General features: G+C 62.1%; 15 protein-coding genes. 8 read left to right on the top strand and 7 right to left on the bottom strand.

Going from position 1 to position 15,538, the window contains the following annotated elements:
• Window positions 1-70: 70 nt before the first annotated feature.
• Both H2510_RS15585 and H2510_RS15580 read right to left on the bottom strand, forming a co-directional pair.
• Window positions 71-553 carry a nuclear transport factor 2 family protein gene (locus tag H2510_RS15585; protein ID WP_186629181.1) on the bottom strand — a complete coding sequence of 161 codons (483 nt, stop codon included), beginning with the start codon at window positions 551-553 and terminating at the stop codon, window positions 71-73.
• Window positions 550-1,443: a TIGR03619 family F420-dependent LLM class oxidoreductase gene (locus H2510_RS15580; protein WP_186629180.1), complete on the bottom strand. Its 894-nt coding sequence runs from the start codon at window positions 1,441-1,443 to the stop codon at window positions 550-552. The genes H2510_RS15585 and H2510_RS15580 overlap by 4 nt, the downstream gene beginning before the upstream one ends.
• Window positions 1,444-1,652: 209 nt before the next feature.
• Here H2510_RS15580 and H2510_RS15575 point away from each other — a divergent pair, with 209 nt between their 5' ends.
• On the top strand, window positions 1,653-2,546 hold the full coding sequence (locus tag H2510_RS15575) for an IclR family transcriptional regulator (protein WP_261392954.1): 894 nt from the start codon (window positions 1,653-1,655) through the stop codon (window positions 2,544-2,546).
• A gap of 102 nt (window positions 2,547-2,648) precedes the next feature.
• Here H2510_RS15575 and H2510_RS15570 read toward each other — a convergent pair whose 3' ends face one another.
• A complete protein-coding gene (locus H2510_RS15570) occupies window positions 2,649-3,185 on the bottom strand; it encodes a flavin reductase family protein (protein ID WP_186629178.1) in 537 nt (178 codons plus the stop codon).
• Between the two features lie 195 nt (window positions 3,186-3,380).
• Between H2510_RS15570 and H2510_RS15565 the strand changes: the two genes are divergently transcribed.
• The 4 genes from H2510_RS15565 to bphC all read left to right on the top strand — a co-directional run bounded on the left by H2510_RS15565 (window position 3,381) and on the right by bphC (window position 8,228).
• Entirely contained in the window at window positions 3,381-4,259 is an 879-nt protein-coding gene (locus H2510_RS15565; RefSeq protein ID WP_186629177.1) for an alpha/beta fold hydrolase, read from the top strand.
• Window positions 4,256-5,971 carry an FAD-binding protein gene (locus H2510_RS15560; RefSeq protein ID WP_186629176.1) on the top strand — a complete coding sequence of 572 codons (1,716 nt, stop codon included), beginning with the start codon at window positions 4,256-4,258 and terminating at the stop codon, window positions 5,969-5,971. Before H2510_RS15565 ends, H2510_RS15560 begins: the two co-directional genes overlap by 4 nt.
• A gap of 108 nt (window positions 5,972-6,079) precedes the next feature.
• The gene (locus H2510_RS15555) at window positions 6,080-7,258 is read left to right on the top strand and encodes an acyl-CoA dehydrogenase family protein (protein WP_186629175.1); all 1,179 of its coding nucleotides are present in this window, start codon (window positions 6,080-6,082) and stop codon (window positions 7,256-7,258) included.
• 28 nt (window positions 7,259-7,286) lie between these two features.
• Window positions 7,287-8,228: a biphenyl-2,3-diol 1,2-dioxygenase gene (bphC, locus tag H2510_RS15550; RefSeq protein WP_186629174.1), complete on the top strand. Its 942-nt coding sequence runs from the start codon at window positions 7,287-7,289 to the stop codon at window positions 8,226-8,228.
• Window positions 8,229-8,309: 81 nt separating this feature from the next.
• Here the strand turns inward: bphC and H2510_RS15545 are convergent, their stop codons facing one another.
• Genes H2510_RS15545 through H2510_RS15535 form a run of 3 tightly spaced genes read right to left on the bottom strand, consistent with a single transcriptional unit; the run spans window position 8,310 to window position 10,525 of the window.
• Window positions 8,310-9,101 carry an SDR family oxidoreductase gene (locus H2510_RS15545; protein ID WP_186629173.1) on the bottom strand — a complete coding sequence of 264 codons (792 nt, stop codon included), beginning with the start codon at window positions 9,099-9,101 and terminating at the stop codon, window positions 8,310-8,312.
• 22 nt (window positions 9,102-9,123) lie between these two features.
• A complete protein-coding gene (locus H2510_RS15540) occupies window positions 9,124-9,384 on the bottom strand; it encodes a hypothetical protein (protein WP_186629172.1) in 261 nt (86 codons plus the stop codon).
• Window positions 9,362-10,525, bottom strand: coding sequence for a Rieske 2Fe-2S domain-containing protein (locus H2510_RS15535; RefSeq protein WP_315901386.1), 1,164 nt, complete (start codon window positions 10,523-10,525; stop codon window positions 9,362-9,364). Before H2510_RS15535 ends, H2510_RS15540 begins: the two co-directional genes overlap by 23 nt.
• Window positions 10,526-10,717: 192 nt before the next feature.
• Here H2510_RS15535 and hsaA point away from each other — a divergent pair, with 192 nt between their 5' ends.
• Entirely contained in the window at window positions 10,718-11,884 is a 1,167-nt protein-coding gene (gene hsaA, locus H2510_RS15530; RefSeq protein ID WP_186629171.1) for a 3-hydroxy-9,10-secoandrosta-1,3,5(10)-triene-9,17-dione monooxygenase oxygenase subunit, read from the top strand.
• Here hsaA and H2510_RS15525 read toward each other — a convergent pair whose 3' ends face one another.
• The gene (locus tag H2510_RS15525) at window positions 11,885-13,411 is read right to left on the bottom strand and encodes an FAD-dependent oxidoreductase (RefSeq protein WP_186629170.1); all 1,527 of its coding nucleotides are present in this window, start codon (window positions 13,409-13,411) and stop codon (window positions 11,885-11,887) included.
• Window positions 13,412-13,643: 232 nt separating this feature from the next.
• Between H2510_RS15525 and H2510_RS15520 the strand changes: the two genes are divergently transcribed.
• Both H2510_RS15520 and H2510_RS15515 read left to right on the top strand, forming a co-directional pair.
• Window positions 13,644-14,255, top strand: a complete 612-nt coding sequence (locus tag H2510_RS15520) for a TetR family transcriptional regulator (protein WP_186629169.1) — start codon at window positions 13,644-13,646, stop codon at window positions 14,253-14,255.
• 107 nt (window positions 14,256-14,362) lie between these two features.
• Entirely contained in the window at window positions 14,363-15,538 is a 1,176-nt protein-coding gene (locus H2510_RS15515) for a steroid 3-ketoacyl-CoA thiolase (RefSeq protein WP_186629168.1), read from the top strand.

Raw genomic sequence — 15,538 nt, 5'->3', positions numbered from 1 at the left:
CGGGACCGGTGCAATCCCCTGACAGGGAGAGTGCCCCGGCCCCGTCATGGTCGGCCCGAAACCGTCGTGGTCAGTCCCGAACGCCCTTTGCCAGCAGTTCCCGAGCTTCCGCGCGTCCGTCGAGCAGGCGGTTCGTCCGTCGCGTCACCTTCCATTGTCCCTCGATCTTCGACAACTCCCACCGGTTCGCGGAGATTCGAGCAACTCGGTAAGCGTCGCCGTCGTGGAGGATCAACTGCGATTTGCACGTCACGACGGCCTGCTGGCCTTCTACTTGCACATATCCGGGTTCGAGCAGGTGAGCGCAGCCGCCGAGGATGTAGTCCTGATGCGCGCGGGAGCGAACCATGGCCGAAATTTCGGCGTGGCCGTTCATCTCGCCGGTGTCGACGTCGTACACCCCATCCTCGGTCCACAGACGCGCAACTGCCTCGACCGAGCCGCTGTCGACGGCAGGACCATAGGCTGCCAGCAACTTCGTGATCGCGAGCGTGTCTTCGAGGGCATTCACTCGATCGAGGAGGTTCTGTAGCAGCTGGTCGGTGTCCGTCATGGTGTTGCTCCGATCTGGTTCGAATGGAACTCCACGCCCAGCTCGTCGCCGATGTCGCGGAGAGTGGAGAGCTGATCGCAATAGTGCTCGGCACTCGTTGCATGGATTGCGGCACTCACGATGGTGGCCCCGGCCAGGCGTCGGCGCTCGAGTGAGTCGGCGACGGCGGCTCTGTCGCCCAGTGGGTCGAGCGGCGCGCCTGCGCTCAAGACCACTTCGAAATCGGCTCGCTGCTCACCCTTTGCCAGCATGCGTTCGAGATCGCCGAGCGGCAAGCCGAACGGAACCCATCCGTCGCCTTGGGTTCGGGCTCGTCGAAGTGAGCGGGGCGTCCGGCCGCCGATCCACAACGGCACTCGTGTCTGGACTGCGTGGGGCTTGACCACGAGGTTTTCGAAATCGTAGTGAGTGCCGTGATACTCCGGATTCGATTGCGACAGCGATGCCCGTAGCGCTGCGAGTGCATCGTCTGCGCGAGCTCCGCGGCCCTCGAACTCGGCGCCGAGCAGTTCGAACTCTTGTTGGAGACTGCCGACTCCGAGACCGAGTATCAGCCGGCCGCCGCTGACGACGTCGAGTGTGCCGTAGCGCTTGGCAATCGCGAGTGGGTGGTGATAACCGAGAACCAGAACCTGGGTGGCCAGCTTGATCCGGTCGGTGTGCGCGGCGAGGAAACCGAGTGTGGCAAGCGGATCCCAGTAAGTCGCCCCGCGCTCGGCGGCGATATCGACAGGTACGGCGACGTGCTCACTGCAGGTCAGGTGATGAAATCCGAGCTGGTCGGCCTGGCGCGCAATGCGGACCAGCTCCTCGATGCCTGCGTTCGCCTCCCAGTCCGCCACGCTGCTCGGGTGTTGAACGACGATCGGGGACGTTATTCCAATGTGCATCGGTGACGCTCCGAGGTTGGACGAGAAGGTTGCATACCTCCATCTGTAGTACCTCTGTCCGCCGGATGCGTCGGTAGTTCCCGTTCACCGGACTCGGCCTCAACCGACGACGAGGGCAACCCGATTTGCGGTCCGAGGGCGAGCTGATATCATTTCAAGAATTCATTTCAATTTTACCGGCAGACTACTGCCGATTGCGGAGGCACCGGATGAACTCGGTCGGTCCAGACAGCTCGACGCCCGGTGCTACAGAGAAAAAGGACGTACCGCCTTCGATGGTGGAACGTATGACTTTGATCCTCGACGCCTTCGACGGCCGCGCTTCTCGCCTCACGTTGGAGGAGGTGGCCTGCCGTACGAGGCTGCCCAGGTCCACCGTGTATAGAATTCTCGATCAATTGGTACGGCTGAACTGGGTGGACCACGCCAGTTTCGGCTATTGCCTCGGTCGCCGATCGATCGGCCTCGGCGGAAACGAGAACAACCACAGTCAGGTCAGAGCAGCTGCCGCACCCGTCTTGCACAACTTGCATCTGCGCACGGGAATGGTCGTGCATCTCACCGTCCTCGACGGTGGCATGAGCGTGTACCTCGACAAGCTCGGTGGCCGCGGCGCGACCGCCATCCCGACCAGGGTCGGCGGACGTGTACCCGCCCACACGACAGCGAGCGGAAAAGCGATGCTTGCGTGGTTGGACCCGGAGGAAGTGGATCGTCTGCTCGGGGAACGCCTCGACCGTAGTACCGACACCACTATCTCCGACATCACCACGTTGCACCGAGAACTCAACCGCATTCGGCAGCGGCGCGGTTTGGCCTTCGAGCGGGGTGAATCCGTCCGCGGGATCGGGTGTGTCGGTGCTGCTGTCCGAACGGTCGAAGGGCCGGTGGCCGCAATTTCGCTTTCCGGAGATGCGGGAACCGTCCAACTGGAACGGGTTGCTCCACTCGTCGTCGACGCGGTCCGCGAAGTCACCAAGACCATGTTTCCCGCCCTCGAAAACTCTCGCCGACGTTCTCTCGTTCCGCACGCGCAAGAGAACTCCTGGTCGACCGAAACGTTGGACCAGCTGTTGTCGGTTCAGTCCGGTCACTGGCTCTGACGTACAAGCCTCTGACGTACAAGCCTCTGATGTACGAGCGTCGAACCTCGCTCGACGCTCGTACATCGGAAATGTCCGCTGATTCGGCATAGCTTTCGCGGCTCAGGCGCCCGAGATGCCGGCCGCGTCGGCGAGGCCGAAGGCTCCGCGGTAGAAGACCATCGGGCGCTGTTCGCCGAGGGCTTCGAGGCCGAGGACTCGTCCGATGGCAACGTCGTGGTCACCGGCGCGGTGGACAGTCTCCACTTCGCAATGCACGCGTGCCAACACGTCAGGCAAGGCAGGAGTTCCCCAAGCCGATCGTGTCCAGTCCAGACCCTCGAACTTCGTTCCTCGACTGGAACCGAAGCGAGAGCACATGTCCGCCTGGTCCTCGCGCAGCACGTTGACGGTGAAGCGGCCGATCTCTCGGATTCTCGGCCAGGCACGCCCACGGTGATCGGCGCAGAACAGAATCAGTGGAGGTTCGAGTGAGACCGACGCGAACGACTGGCAGCAGAACCCGATCGGCCCGTCATCGGAGAGACCGGTGATCACGGTGACGCCACTGGCGAAGTGGCTCATGGCGTGGCGCATCTCGTGCGGCGTCGGTGCAGTGTTGACGGTGGTGAGGACGGACTCCATCGACTCGATCGACATCGCGCACCTTTCGGTTTCGTTGTGTCGCCGAGGAATTCGGCGATCGGGCTCCAGGTTAGGCAGCACCGTGCATACTCCGGAATTGTCGTCTCGTTCAGTGGAATCGGTCGGTGACGCCGCTCGCGCAGATCGGGTGGTCTCGCTGACCGGGATGAGGGACGATCCAGCGGCCTGCTGGTGGCAACGTGTGCTCACATGACCAATGTCTCGAGTGTCCAGGAAGGCTCGATAAAGGAGCTTCGCACCGATCTCGGCGTACTTCGGTACTACGAAGCCGGCGACGGCCCACCCCTGGTGCTGCTGCACGGATCGGGCCCCGGAGTCACGGGGTGGCGGAACTTTCGCGGCAACATCGATGTGTTCGCCGAGCATTTCCACACCTACATAGTCGAGTTTCCGGGCTTCGGCGTCAGCGATGACTTCGGTGGACACCCGATGGTCACCGCCATGGACGCAGTTACGCGATTCCTCGACGGCCTCGGCCTCGACAGAGTTGCTTTGCTGGGCAACTCGATGGGCGGGATAGTCGCGACGCGATTCGCGATGGAATTCCCCGAGCGAGTCTCGAAGCTGGTCACCATCGGTGGCATCGGAAGGAACATCTTCAGCCCCGGACCGGGCGAAGGCATCAAACTGCTGACGGAGTTCACCGACGATCCGACCAGGGAACGCCTCATTTCTTGGTTGCATTCGATGGTGTACGACCCGGCTGTGGTCACCGAGGAACTGATCGAGGAACGATGGACTCAGGCGACCGATCCGGAGACACTCGCGAGCGCCCGAAAGATGTACAGCAGCGCGGCGTTTGCCGCGACTGCGGCAGCGGCTGCCAAATCTTCGGAGGCGCCTTACTGGGCGCAGCTACACCGCGTGCAAGCGCCTACCCTGCTGACCTGGGGTCGAGACGATCGCGTGAGTCCGATGGACATGGCGCTGTTGCCGATGCGCCTGATACCCAACGCCGAACTACATGTATTCCCGAAGTGTGGCCACTGGGCGATGATCGAACAGAAAGCCGCCTTCGAGACTGCAGTTATTGCTTTTCTTCTGAGAGAGGACGCCGTCCAAAAATGAGTATCGATTCGGAACAGTTCGACGAGACAGTCGATTTCCTCATCGTGGGAAGCGGCGGCGGAGGTATGGCCGCCGCAGTAGCGGCAGCCAATCGCGGTCTCGACACACTCGTCATCGAAAAGGGTGTGACATTCGGCGGTTCCACTGCAATATCCGGCGGCGGCATTTGGATCCCGAATGCTCCTACGCTCGTGAACAAGGGTGTCGTCGACTCCCGTGAGTCGGTTCGTACGTACCTCGACAGCATCACCGAAGGCACGGTCCCCGCAGAGCGTCTGGACGCGTTCGTCGACAATGGACCGGCGTTGATGCAGCTGCTGGACCAGAGCCCACACATGAAGCTGTACTGGGTCAAGGGCTACTCCGACTATCACCCCGAAAACGAAGGTGGCAGCGCACTGGGCCGCACCATCGAATGCCAGCCGTTCGATACCCGTGCACTCGGCGAGGACGAGAAGTTCCAGCGTCCCAACAGCATGAAGGGCCCGCTCGGACTCTGGGTCACCTCGAAGGACTACCACGACCTCGCGATGGTCAAGCGTACGTGGAGGGGTCGTCGAGCTTCCATGGTCGCGGCGTGGCGGGTGGCGTCGAACGTCGTTCGTCGACGCCACATGGCGACCGGTGGACGCGCTCTCGTGGCGCGACTGCGGATGGTCCTCAAAGACTCCGGTGTTCCGGTATGGCTGCAGACCTCGATGACCGAGCTCATCGTCGACGACGCCGGAGTGGTACGTGGAGTCGTGGCACAGCGCGGCGACGACACGATCCGCATCGCGGCTCGACAAGGTGTCCTTCTCGCTACCGGCGGGTTCGAGCACAACTTGGAGATGCGTTCGCGCTACCTGCCTGAGCACGGAACGGCCGACATCAGTTCCGGTGCTCGCGAGAACACCGGTGACGGAATCGTTGCCGGCCTTTCCATCGGCGCCGACGTCGCATTGATGGACGACGCATGGTGGATGCCTTCCGTTCTGCATCCGATGGGCGCGGTGATCCCGTTGGTCTCCGAGCGCTGCATCCCGCCGTCGGTGATCGTCGACAGCAAGGGACAGCGGTTCACCAACGAATCCTCTCCCTACGTGAACTTCGTTCACGACCAGCTCGAAGGTGGTCACGTTCCAGCTTGGTTCGTGATGGACACCAAAGCGCGGTCGCGTTACCCGTTTGCACAGGTCTTGCCGGGAATGCCTTTTCCCCAGGGTTTCTACGACTCCGGGGTCGTTCACAAGGCCGACACTCTCGCGGAACTTGCTGCGAAGATCGACGTCCCTGCCGACGCGCTCGCCGCCACCATCACTCGATTCAACGGGTACGCGCGGTCGGGTAAGGACGAGGAATTCGGTCGGGGTGACAGCGCCTACGACCGCTACTACGGCGATCCCACCATGAAGAACCCGTGTCTCGACGAGATCGATCGCGGTCCTTTCTACGCAGTTCGTTGCGAGCCCGGCGATCTTGGAACCAAGGGCGGGCTCAGCACCGACGCTCATGCCAGGGTTCTTCGCGCCGACGGTTCCGCAATCGAGGGCCTCTACGCGACCGGTAATACTTCCGCATCGGTGATGGGGAACGAGTACGCAGGGGCAGGCGCCACAATCGGACCCGCGATGGTTTTCGGGTACATCGCAGCCGAGCACGCTGCCGATACACAGGGTGCGGTTTCGTCGATCGATCGAGCACATTCGAACGGTCGCACCAAGCGCGCTTGATCCGCTCCGGAGGAACATTTCTTCCGAGGTGGCAAAAATGCAGTACAACGGAGTAGACGACCGCCTGCGCACATCGGCCGGGCAACGAAGTAGAAAGCCGAGATCATCATGGGTCAGGTTCTTGACAACATTTCACAGTTCGCCGACGAGATTCGCGCAGAAGGTGTCGAGGGAGACAAGCTGATGCGCTTGTCCGATGCCTCGGCGAAGCGCCTGCGCGACGCCGGAGTCATCCGCATGTTGGCGCCGAAAGAGTACGGCGGCTTCGAGTCTCATCCTCGTGAATTCGCCGAGACGGCAATGGGTATCGGCGCCATGGATGGTGCCGCAGGCTGGGTCAGTGGAATCGTCGGCGTCCATCCGTGGGAGCTTGCGTTTTTCGATCGCAAAGCCCAGGACGAGGTGTGGGGCGAAGATCCCGATATGTGGATGGCCTCGCCGTACGCACCGATGGGTGTCGCGACGCCTACCGACGGCGGCTACATCCTCAACGGACGGTGGTCGTTTTCCTCGGGCACCGACCATTGCGGTTGGATCATGATCGGTGCGGCACTCGGTGACGCCGAAGGCAACCGCGTGATGCCTCCGAAGATGCTGCACGTGTTGCTCCCACGCTCGGATTACGAGATCGACCAGGACAGCTGGAATGTGATCGGACTGCGCGGAACCGGATCCAAGGACCTCATCGTCAAGAATGCGTACATTCCGGATTACCGGACTCTGGCTGCAGAGAAAGTGATGAACGGGATGGCGGCGAAGGAGTTCGGGCGAGAGCAGACTCTCTACAACTTCCCGTTCTCGTGCATCTTCCCGCTCGGGATCACCTCGTCACTGATTGGCATCGCCGAAGGCGCCCTCGGATGCCATCTCGACGCGCAGCGAGATCGGGTAACAGTGACGGGAACAGCCATCAAGGAAGATCCGTACGTGTTGTTCGCTATCGGCGACGCAGCCGCGGAGATCGCGGCCTCCCGTGCCGCGGTACTCGAGACCGTGGATCGCTTCTGGGACATGACCGAGAAGAAGCAGGAGATCACCTTCGAGATGCGAGCTATCGGCCGTCGCACGCAGACTGCTGCAGCATGGCGAGCAGTACGGGCAGTAGATGAGATTTTCTCCCGTTCAGGTGGTGGCGCTCTCCATGTGAAATTCCCGATGCAGCGGTTCTGGCGTGACGCGCATGCGGGCCTTTCTCATGCTGTTCACGTTCCCGGTTCTATTTTCCATGCTTCGGCTCTGACACAGCTCGGCGGTGAGCCGCAAGGCATCCATCGCTCGATGATCTGACAAGCCTCTTCCACGAAAGGTACTTACGATGACGGAAATACGCGGTCTGGGCTATCTCAGAATTCAGACGAAGGATGTGCCCCGCTGGCGCGAACTCGTAGTCGACGGGCTGGGCATGGCCGTCGGATCGGGACCGGAGGCCGACGGCCTCTACCTGCGCGTCGACGAGCGTCGATCCAGGCTCATCGTGTTGCCCGGTGACACCGACAAGGCTCTGGCCGTGGGCTGGGAGGTCCGTGATCAGTTCGCTCTCCAGCGCGTACGTGAAGCGGTGGAGAAGTCGGGACGAGCTGTCGAGGTGCTGTCCGAGGAAGAATCGCTCTACCGCGATGCCGAGCAAGTGATCGCATTCGACGACCCGTCGGGCACCCGTGTCGAGGTGTTCTTCGGAGCGGTTCTCGATCACAGCCCGGTGGTAACCCCGCACGGCGGACGGTTCGTCACCGGTCCGCAGGGACTCGGCCATGTCGTTCTGCCGACACCGGCACTCGACGAGACATATGCGTTCTATACCGACGTGTTGGGATTCCTGCCGCGTGGAGCCATCCGTGTCGGTCCCCCCGGGGCCGGACCTGCACGGCGAGTGCGGTTCATGGGTGTCAACGAGCGGCATCACAGCTTGGCATTGTGCCCGGCCCCGCACAGCCAGGATCCAGGCATGGTGCATCTGATGACCGAGGTCGACACTCTCGATGCGGTGGGTCAGGCTCTCGATCGGGTAGCGAAGCTGGGATTCTCCATCTCCTCCACGCTCGGTCGCCATACCAACGACAAGATGGTCTCGTTCTACGTCCGCGCACCAGGCGGATGGGATCTCGAATTCGGCACCGAGGGCAAGCTCGTCGACGAGAGGTACTACTCCTCGGAGGAAATCACCGCCGACAGCTACTGGGGACACGACTGGTCCGGGTCGGAGATGCTCGCAGCATTCGCGCCGACTCCGCCCGCTGACGTAGTCCAAGGAAACTAAGCAGTCCAACCAAAAAGCGCTGCGCATTCATATGAATGCGCAGCGCTTTTTGGCTTATCCGGAGGCCTTTGCCGAAATGAATCAGCTTCGGTTGAGGAGCTTCCGCATACCTATCGCAGCCTTTTCGACTATCTCTCCGCGAGGGAAGCCGCTGCGGGCCTGGGCGGTCTCGTAGTGTCCGCCGGCGACCCAGACAGGTCCGTCGGTGATGTGTTCTAGCCCTTCACGGGCTACGTCTGCAGGCTCGGATACACGCATTCCGGGTATGTCGAAGTTCAACCCGGCGCGCGCCATCGCTGGGGTCCGTGTGACCCCGAGGACCAAGTCGACGACGTGCACGCCGAACGGTGCCAGCTCGAGCCACAGGCCCTCGGCGAAGATGCGTCCGAAAGCCTTCGAGGCCGCGTACACACTCTGGTGTTCGGCGCCCATGTAACCGGCCATCGAGCCGACCAGGATGATGCCGCCGCGACCGCGCTCGCGCATCGCAGCACCGAAGTAGTGCGACAAATGCAGTTGCGAAGTGATGTTGAGGTCTATCACTTGCTGGAAGCCGGCCAGGTCGCCGGTGACGAACTCATGCCCGTAGCTGTTCGCGCCTGCGTTGAAGATCAGCAAGCCGACTTCGAGGTCCTCGGTCGCTGTGCGAATACTCTCGATTGCATCGGCGGTGAGCAGATCGAGTGCCAGTGTCCGTACCTCGACGCCGTTTGCGCGCGCGAGAGTTGCCGTCTCCTCGAGCGGGCCCGGCTTGCGGGCGATGAGAACAAGGTTGAAACCGGCCTTGCTCAATTGGTCGGCAAATTCCGATCCGACGCCTTCGGAACCGCCTGCAATAACTGCCCAGGGGCCGTACTGCTTGATGTCGATCATGGACGAGCCTTTCTGAAGAGTGTCAGTCGAGGACGATCGGCGTCGGAACCGGATCGGTGTCGGTGACGTCGATGTCGCCGCGAACAGCAGCGTCGACAATGCAAGCGTTCAGTGCGTGACAGCCTCGGTTGGGTGCGCCGAGCCGACCGTCGTCGGGAACATCGCTGTCGATCTCATGGCAGAGAGCGCGAGCTGCTTCGTCCCACTGGATCGAGGTGTGTTCCCAGCTGTTCTTCGCTACGAGGACCTGCGCACTGCACTTACTGCACTGAAGCGGTTGCATTCTGCTCCTCCAGCTTCCGAGCGATGTTGGCTTCGACTTCCTTCTTCCACGACTCGGATGGACGAGAGGTGTCCAACTCGAACTCGAATCGTTCGGTCATCTGCGGAGTTACGTCGGCAACGTCGACGTAGAACTGCTCGTACCACCGGCGAAGCTGGTAGACGGGTCCGTCTTCTTCGCAGAGCAGTGGGTTGTCGATACGTGTCTTGTTCTTCCAGATCTCGATGTCCTGCTCGAAACCCTTGGCGATGAACGTTCCGAAATTCCTGGCCATCTCGTCGGCAGCATCACCCTTGACGGTGTCCGACTTCTTGACGATCATGCCGTACTGCAGAACGAACTTGTTGGCGTTGACCGGGTAGTGGCAGTTGATCAGGACCGACTCGACGTCGTGCGTCTCGTACGAGTACGTGAGGTCGTCGATCATGAACGAAGGCCCGAAATATGTGGCATCCGAGCGGTTGCCGATCATCTTGGGCTGGCCGGGCACGTCTGGACGCATGTCCTTTCGCGCCTCGCCGTTCATGAACTGACTGGCTACGTGGCCTTCGAACACGTTCTTGAAGTTCGTGGGGAAGGTGTAGTGGACGTAGAAGAAGTGCGCCATGTCGACGATGTTGTCGACGACCTCACGGCAGTTGGTGTCCACCACGGTGCTGTACCAAACCCAGTCGGACCAGCCGTCGTCGAGGGCGCCTTCGATGCGGGGAATGGTCACGTCCGCCGGCGGGGCATTGCCCTCGGGATCGTTCCACACGAAGAGCATGGCGTCCTGGTCGAGGACGTGCCACGAACGCGTACGTGCCAGCGGGGGCACGCGACGCGCGTACGGAATGCTCTTGCACTTTCCGTTGCTTCCCCAACGCCAATCGTGGAACGGGCAGGCGACCTCGTCACCCTTGATCGTTCCCTGAGTGAGGTCGCCACCCATGTGGCGGCAGTATCCGTCGAGGACGGCGATCTTGCCCGAGCTGTCGGCGAAGACGACGAGCTTGGTCCCGAAGGCCTCGATGGAATGGGGCTTGCCGTCCTTGAAGTCAGCCGACAAACCGATGCAGTGCCAACCGCGAGCGAATCGCGTTGGGGACACTCCGGCGTCGATCTCTCGTACTTCGTCGCTCGTGTTCTGCTGGATGGTCACAGTGGTCCCGTCCTGTCTCTCAAAAGTCCAACGGCGAGCTTGTCGTTGCCGTATTAGTGGTCACGCTAGGTGACCTCCGACACCGACATTGCAGAATTCTCACTGGACGGGACTCGGCGAAAGGTTGGTGCCTCACTCTCGATGAGTGAGGCGCCCGCTCGTCGACAGCGGAAACGGAATATCGTTCGGAGTATGACAACCGATGTACTCAGTGCGGTCCGCGATCTACTGCCGACGATTGCCGAAGCGGCAGCCAAGGTCGATGAAACCGGACGTGTGTCGGACCAGATGATCCACGAGCTGAGTAAGACCGGGGTCTTCCGGCTGCTTCAACCCAAGCGCTACGGCGGTACCGAATCCGATCCGGCCCGATTCTTCGACGCGGTTCGCATGATCTCGGGGTCCTGTGGATCCACCGGTTGGGTGACTTCCGTACTGGGGGTCCACCCGTGGCATCTCGCGCTCTTCGACGATCGAGCGCAGAGCGATGTGTGGGAACGCGACAACGACACGCTCGTGTCCTCTGCATATGCACCGGTCGGGCGGCTGCACCCCGTCGAAGGCGGGTACCGCCTCAGCGGGGAATGGCACTTTTCCTCCGGGTGCGACCACGCGTCGTGGGCGCTGTTGGGTGCGATCGTGGTGGGCGAGGAAGGGCGCCCTCTGGACTTCCTCACCGTCCTGGTTCCGCGCTCGGACTACCGAATCCGAGATGTATGGGACGTGATGGGAATGCGAGGCACCGCCAGCAACGAGATCGGTATCGTCGATTGCTTCGTCCCCGAGTACCGGACCAAGAGCAACTACGAAACTGCGCAACTTCGGGGTCCAGGCCAGAAAGTGAACCGGGGACCGCTGTACCGGCTTCCGTTCGCCACGATCTTCACCACTGCAGTCGCGTCACCCGGAGTCGGAATCGTGGCGGGGTGTTACGAACGCTATCTGGCCAACATGCGCGAGCGAGTGCGTCTGAGCCTCGGTGGCGGAAAGTTCGTGCACGATCAGTTCGCCCAGGTCGCCATTGCGCGCGCATCGTCGGAGATCGATGCCGCGATTCTGCAGTTGGAGCGCAACGTGCGAGAACTGTGGGAGCTGGCGCTCGAAGGCCAAGAACTACCGATGTCGATGCGGCTGCGTGCGCGACGTGATCAAGTGCGAGCGACCGAGCGTGCGGTGGAAGCGATGGACCTGTTGTTCAAGTCGGCAGGGGGCCACTCGTTGTTCCGTGGGAATGTGATCGAACGGGCGTGGCGCGATGTCCATGCCGGAAGCGTCCACGTAGCCAACGAGGCCGAACGTGCTTTGGCGTTGTTCGGCCAAGGCGCGTTCGGCCTCCCGGTAGAGGACAATCTGGTCTGATCAGGCCAGCATGGCGCGAACTGCTCGGTAGGCGAAGACCATCGCGGTACCGAGTGGCACGCCCGGACCTGGATACTTCGCGCCACTGAGCGAGGCGCTGGTGTTTCCAGCCGCGTAGAGGCCTGCGATCGGGGTGTTGTCCTCACGCAGTACCCGAGCGTCGACGTCGGTGCGCACGCCGCTCTTGGTTCCCAGGTCGCTCAAGACAATTCGAGCGGCGACGTATGGCCCTTTCTTCAGCGGTGTCAAAGCCGCATTCGGCAGTTCGGGAACGGGCCGGCAGAAGAACTTGTCGTAGGGATCCTCGCCGCGATGGAACTGCTCGTCGATACCGGTGCTCGCGTATTCGTTGAATTGCTCGACGGTGTTGCGGAGAACCTCGGGAGCAATCTCGAGCAGTGCTGCCAGTTCTTCGATCGTGTCGGCCATGACCCACGTACCGGCCTCGAGATGAGCGTCCGCGGCCACCGACGGAATCGAAATGGTCGGAATGACGGGTCCGCTGTCGGCCGCCTCGAATAGGAGGTACGACCGCTCGCTGCCGTGCTCGATCATCGCGCGACCGAACTGGTCGTACGGAAGCGACTCGTTGAGGTAGCGCTTGCCGGCGTCGTCGACGAGCAGTCCACCGCGGACACCGACCATGAATGCCGCTGACCCATCCGGCAAGGCGACGCCGGGGCAGTACCACGCTTGCCCGGCCAATGTGGTGTCTGCGCCGATCCGGACCGCAGCCTGGATTGCATCGCCTGTGTTCGAGCCTTGCGGTGCCATGCTCCACCGTGCGAGACCCGGCATCGACTCTGCATCTCGCAGTGGCTGATCCTTTTCGATGCCGCCGGCGGCGAGCAGGACGCCGCGACGAGCGAGGATGCGCAGTGTCTTCCCATCGGGTCCGGTAGCCATGGCGCCGACTACTGCGTCGTTCTCGACGATCAACTCGGTCAACGCCGTCTCGGTCAGCACCCGAGAGTTACCCGTGCTTTCCAGAGCCAACAACAGGCGAGAGATCAGCGCACGTCCACCGCCGAGCTTGCCTTCGGGGTGCGGCGCTCCGTCACGATCTGCATCGAGTTCGGGGCGGACGCGCTCGAGCAGATCGCCGACGGCGGAGGGCTCGATGTCGAGGGCATTGATCGCTCGTCCGGAATCCATTCGGCCGGGTGCGCGGAAGTAGTCCGGGAACGGACGCCATTCGAATTCGATGTTCGGGTTCTTCTCGAGTAGATCGACGACGGCGGGTGCCGTCGAGACGAAAGCCTCTTGCCGTTCGACCTCGTAATCACCGACGACAGCTCGAAGGTATTCCCGTGCCTTCGCCGTCGAATCTCCGATGTTCGCGCGGTCCTGCACGGCGGTGCCGGGTAGCCATACGGCTCCGCCGGAGTAGGCGGACGTGCCACCGAGTAGTGGTGTCTTTTCGAGGACCAGCGTGTCCTGACCGGCTTCTGCGGCACAATATGCGCCGGTCAGAGCGCCGCCGCCAGAACCGATGACCAGGACATCGCACTCGATCGACTCGTGCATGGTGGTGTTCTCCGTTTCGAAGTGCCCGCGGTGATGATGCGTGTACTTCGACATGCGGGCGGGTCGAGTACACGAAGATGCGGTGGTCCACGCAACAGTACTTTCAGGGATTGCGTGCTGCGGGTCTCACTGAGCGGGCAAATGTCGAAGAATCCGAAGCAAGATGTCAAAATCGAGCAAACCTACCGTTGCGTAGGTCCAGCGCGAGAAGTCTTGGGAGGGATGAACGAGAGTGCCGAGAATTGCCGAAGTTCGCGACGCCGCAGAGCCGAGTTCGGTCGAGCAGCACGCTCGGCATGTCCGCATCATTCAGGCGGCGGCAGCGCTCGGTGCCGAGAAGGAACTCGCGCGCGTCCAGATGCACGACGTAGCCAAGGCTGCGGGGGTTGCCATCGGGACGCTGTACCGGTACTTCCCGTCGAAGACGCATCTCTTCGTTGCGGTGATGGTCGATCAGATCGATCGTATGGGTTCTGGCTTGACCAAAAGAAACTCTTCGACAACTCTGCCCAGCGACGCGGTATATGGGGTGCTGGTCCGCGCGACCCGAGGCTTGTTGCTTCAACCGCTGCTGTCGGCGGCGATGATTCAGTCCACGACGACGGCCAATGTCACTGCTGTGCCCGACGCGGGAAAGGTCGATCGGGCGTTCCGTCAGATCCTCCTAGAGGCTGCAGGAATCGAAACACCCACCGAGGCGGATCTGACGGCGCTTCGTTTGGTCGTGCAACTGTGGTTCGGGGTCATTCAGTCCTGCCTGAACGGGCGCGTGTCGTTCCTCGACGCGGAACTCGACATTCGCCGAGGATGCGATCTGCTTCTCGTCGATCTGTCGCCTCGCTGAACAGTGGAACCGTAGTGCTCGAATGCAGTGCAGTATCGTAAAAATTAGAATACATTTCAGAAAATTCCACGTCGCTTCGCGCGGCGGTAATGTCTCGAGGAGTCGACATGCTTGCTCAGAACACCCCGGTGATCGTCGAGGCGGCCAGAACGCCTATCGGACGTCGACGAGGGGCCCTGTCGGGCGTGCATCCCGCCACGCTCCTCGGCGTGGCGCAGCGCGCGGTTCTCGACCGATCTTCCGTCTCGGCAGCAAGCGTGGGTCAGGTCGTCGGCGGTTGCGTCACCCAAGCGGGCGAACAGTCGAACAACGTGACTCGGCAGGCATGGCTGCACGCCGGACTGCCCTACGGCACCGCGTCGACGACCATCGACTGCGCATGCGGATCGTCACAACAGGCAGTACACATCGTCGCCGGGCTCATTGCATCCGGCCAGATCGACGCCGGTATCGGTTGCGGCGTAGAGGTCATGAGCCGGGTCTTCCTCGGACAGGCCGCCACCCCGGAAACCGGAAACCCGTATCCGCCGGACTGGACCATCGATATGGGTGACCAGTTCACCTCGGCGCAACGCATCGCCGATCTTCGCGGAATCACGCGGGAAGACGCCGACGCGTTGGGCCTGCTCTCACAGCAGCGGGCCGGCCGGGCGTGGGCGGAAGGGGTCTTCGACCGCGAAATCGTCGCGGTCGACGTTCCAGTCCTGGGCGAAGATGGCGCCCCCACCGGTGAGAGCGTGCGTGTGGAACGCGATGGGGGACTGCGTGAGACGAGCGCGGCCGCCCTCGCTGGACTTGCGCCCGTGATGCCGAATCAGATTCATACCGCCGGCAACTCTTCGCAGATCAGCGACGGCGCGGCCGCAGTGCTGCTGATGAGTGAGGCACGGGCACTCGAGCTCGGAGTCCGCCCGCGTGCACGGATCCTCGCCTCGGCGATGATCGGCTCGGATCCCTACTATCACCTCGACGGTCCGATCGAGTCCACCGCGCTCGTGCTCGAACGCGCCAAGATGTCGCTTGCCGACATCGATCTCGTGGAAATCAACGAGGCCTTCGCTTCGGTGGTGTTGTCCTGGGCCCAGGTTCACGGCGCAGATATGTCGAAGGTGAACGTGAACGGCGGTGCCATTGCGCTCGGGCATGCCGTCGGTTCGACCGGAGCTCGGTTGATCACCTCGGCGTTGCACGAGCTCGAACGTTCCGACAAGTCCACCGCACTGGTGACAATGTGTGCCGGTGGTGCACAGTCGACAGCGACGATCATCGAACGCATCCGGTAA

This window comes from Rhodococcus sp. BP22 (assembly GCF_014281965.1).
Lineage (GTDB): Bacteria > Actinomycetota > Actinomycetes > Mycobacteriales > Mycobacteriaceae > Rhodococcoides.
The sequence above is the reverse complement of the archived record's forward strand: the minus strand, read 5'-3'. Positions and strand labels throughout refer to the sequence as shown.

Bases quoted from the DNA above. Each gene is read 5' to 3' on its own strand.
- H2510_RS15575 (WP_261392954.1), top strand. From the start codon at position 1,653: ATGAACTCGGTCGGTCCAGACAGCTCGACGCCCGGTGCTACAGAGAAA.
- H2510_RS15555 (WP_186629175.1), top strand. From the start codon at position 6,080: ATGGGTCAGGTTCTTGACAACATTTCACAGTTCGCCGACGAGATTCGC.
- H2510_RS15545 (WP_186629173.1), bottom strand. From the start codon at position 9,101: ATGATCGACATCAAGCAGTACGGCCCCTGGGCAGTTATTGCAGGCGGT.
- H2510_RS15560 (WP_186629176.1), top strand. From the start codon at position 4,256: ATGAGTATCGATTCGGAACAGTTCGACGAGACAGTCGATTTCCTCATC.
- H2510_RS15580 (WP_186629180.1), bottom strand. From the start codon at position 1,443: ATGCACATTGGAATAACGTCCCCGATCGTCGTTCAACACCCGAGCAGC.
- H2510_RS15525 (WP_186629170.1), bottom strand. From the start codon at position 13,411: ATGCACGAGTCGATCGAGTGCGATGTCCTGGTCATCGGTTCTGGCGGC.
- hsaA (WP_186629171.1), top strand. From the start codon at position 10,718: ATGACAACCGATGTACTCAGTGCGGTCCGCGATCTACTGCCGACGATT.
- H2510_RS15585 (WP_186629181.1), bottom strand. From the start codon at position 553: ATGACGGACACCGACCAGCTGCTACAGAACCTCCTCGATCGAGTGAAT.
- H2510_RS15515 (WP_186629168.1), top strand. From the start codon at position 14,363: ATGCTTGCTCAGAACACCCCGGTGATCGTCGAGGCGGCCAGAACGCCT.
- H2510_RS15565 (WP_186629177.1), top strand. From the start codon at position 3,381: ATGACCAATGTCTCGAGTGTCCAGGAAGGCTCGATAAAGGAGCTTCGC.
- bphC (WP_186629174.1), top strand. From the start codon at position 7,287: ATGACGGAAATACGCGGTCTGGGCTATCTCAGAATTCAGACGAAGGAT.
- H2510_RS15570 (WP_186629178.1), bottom strand. From the start codon at position 3,185: ATGTCGATCGAGTCGATGGAGTCCGTCCTCACCACCGTCAACACTGCA.
- H2510_RS15540 (WP_186629172.1), bottom strand. From the start codon at position 9,384: ATGCAACCGCTTCAGTGCAGTAAGTGCAGTGCGCAGGTCCTCGTAGCG.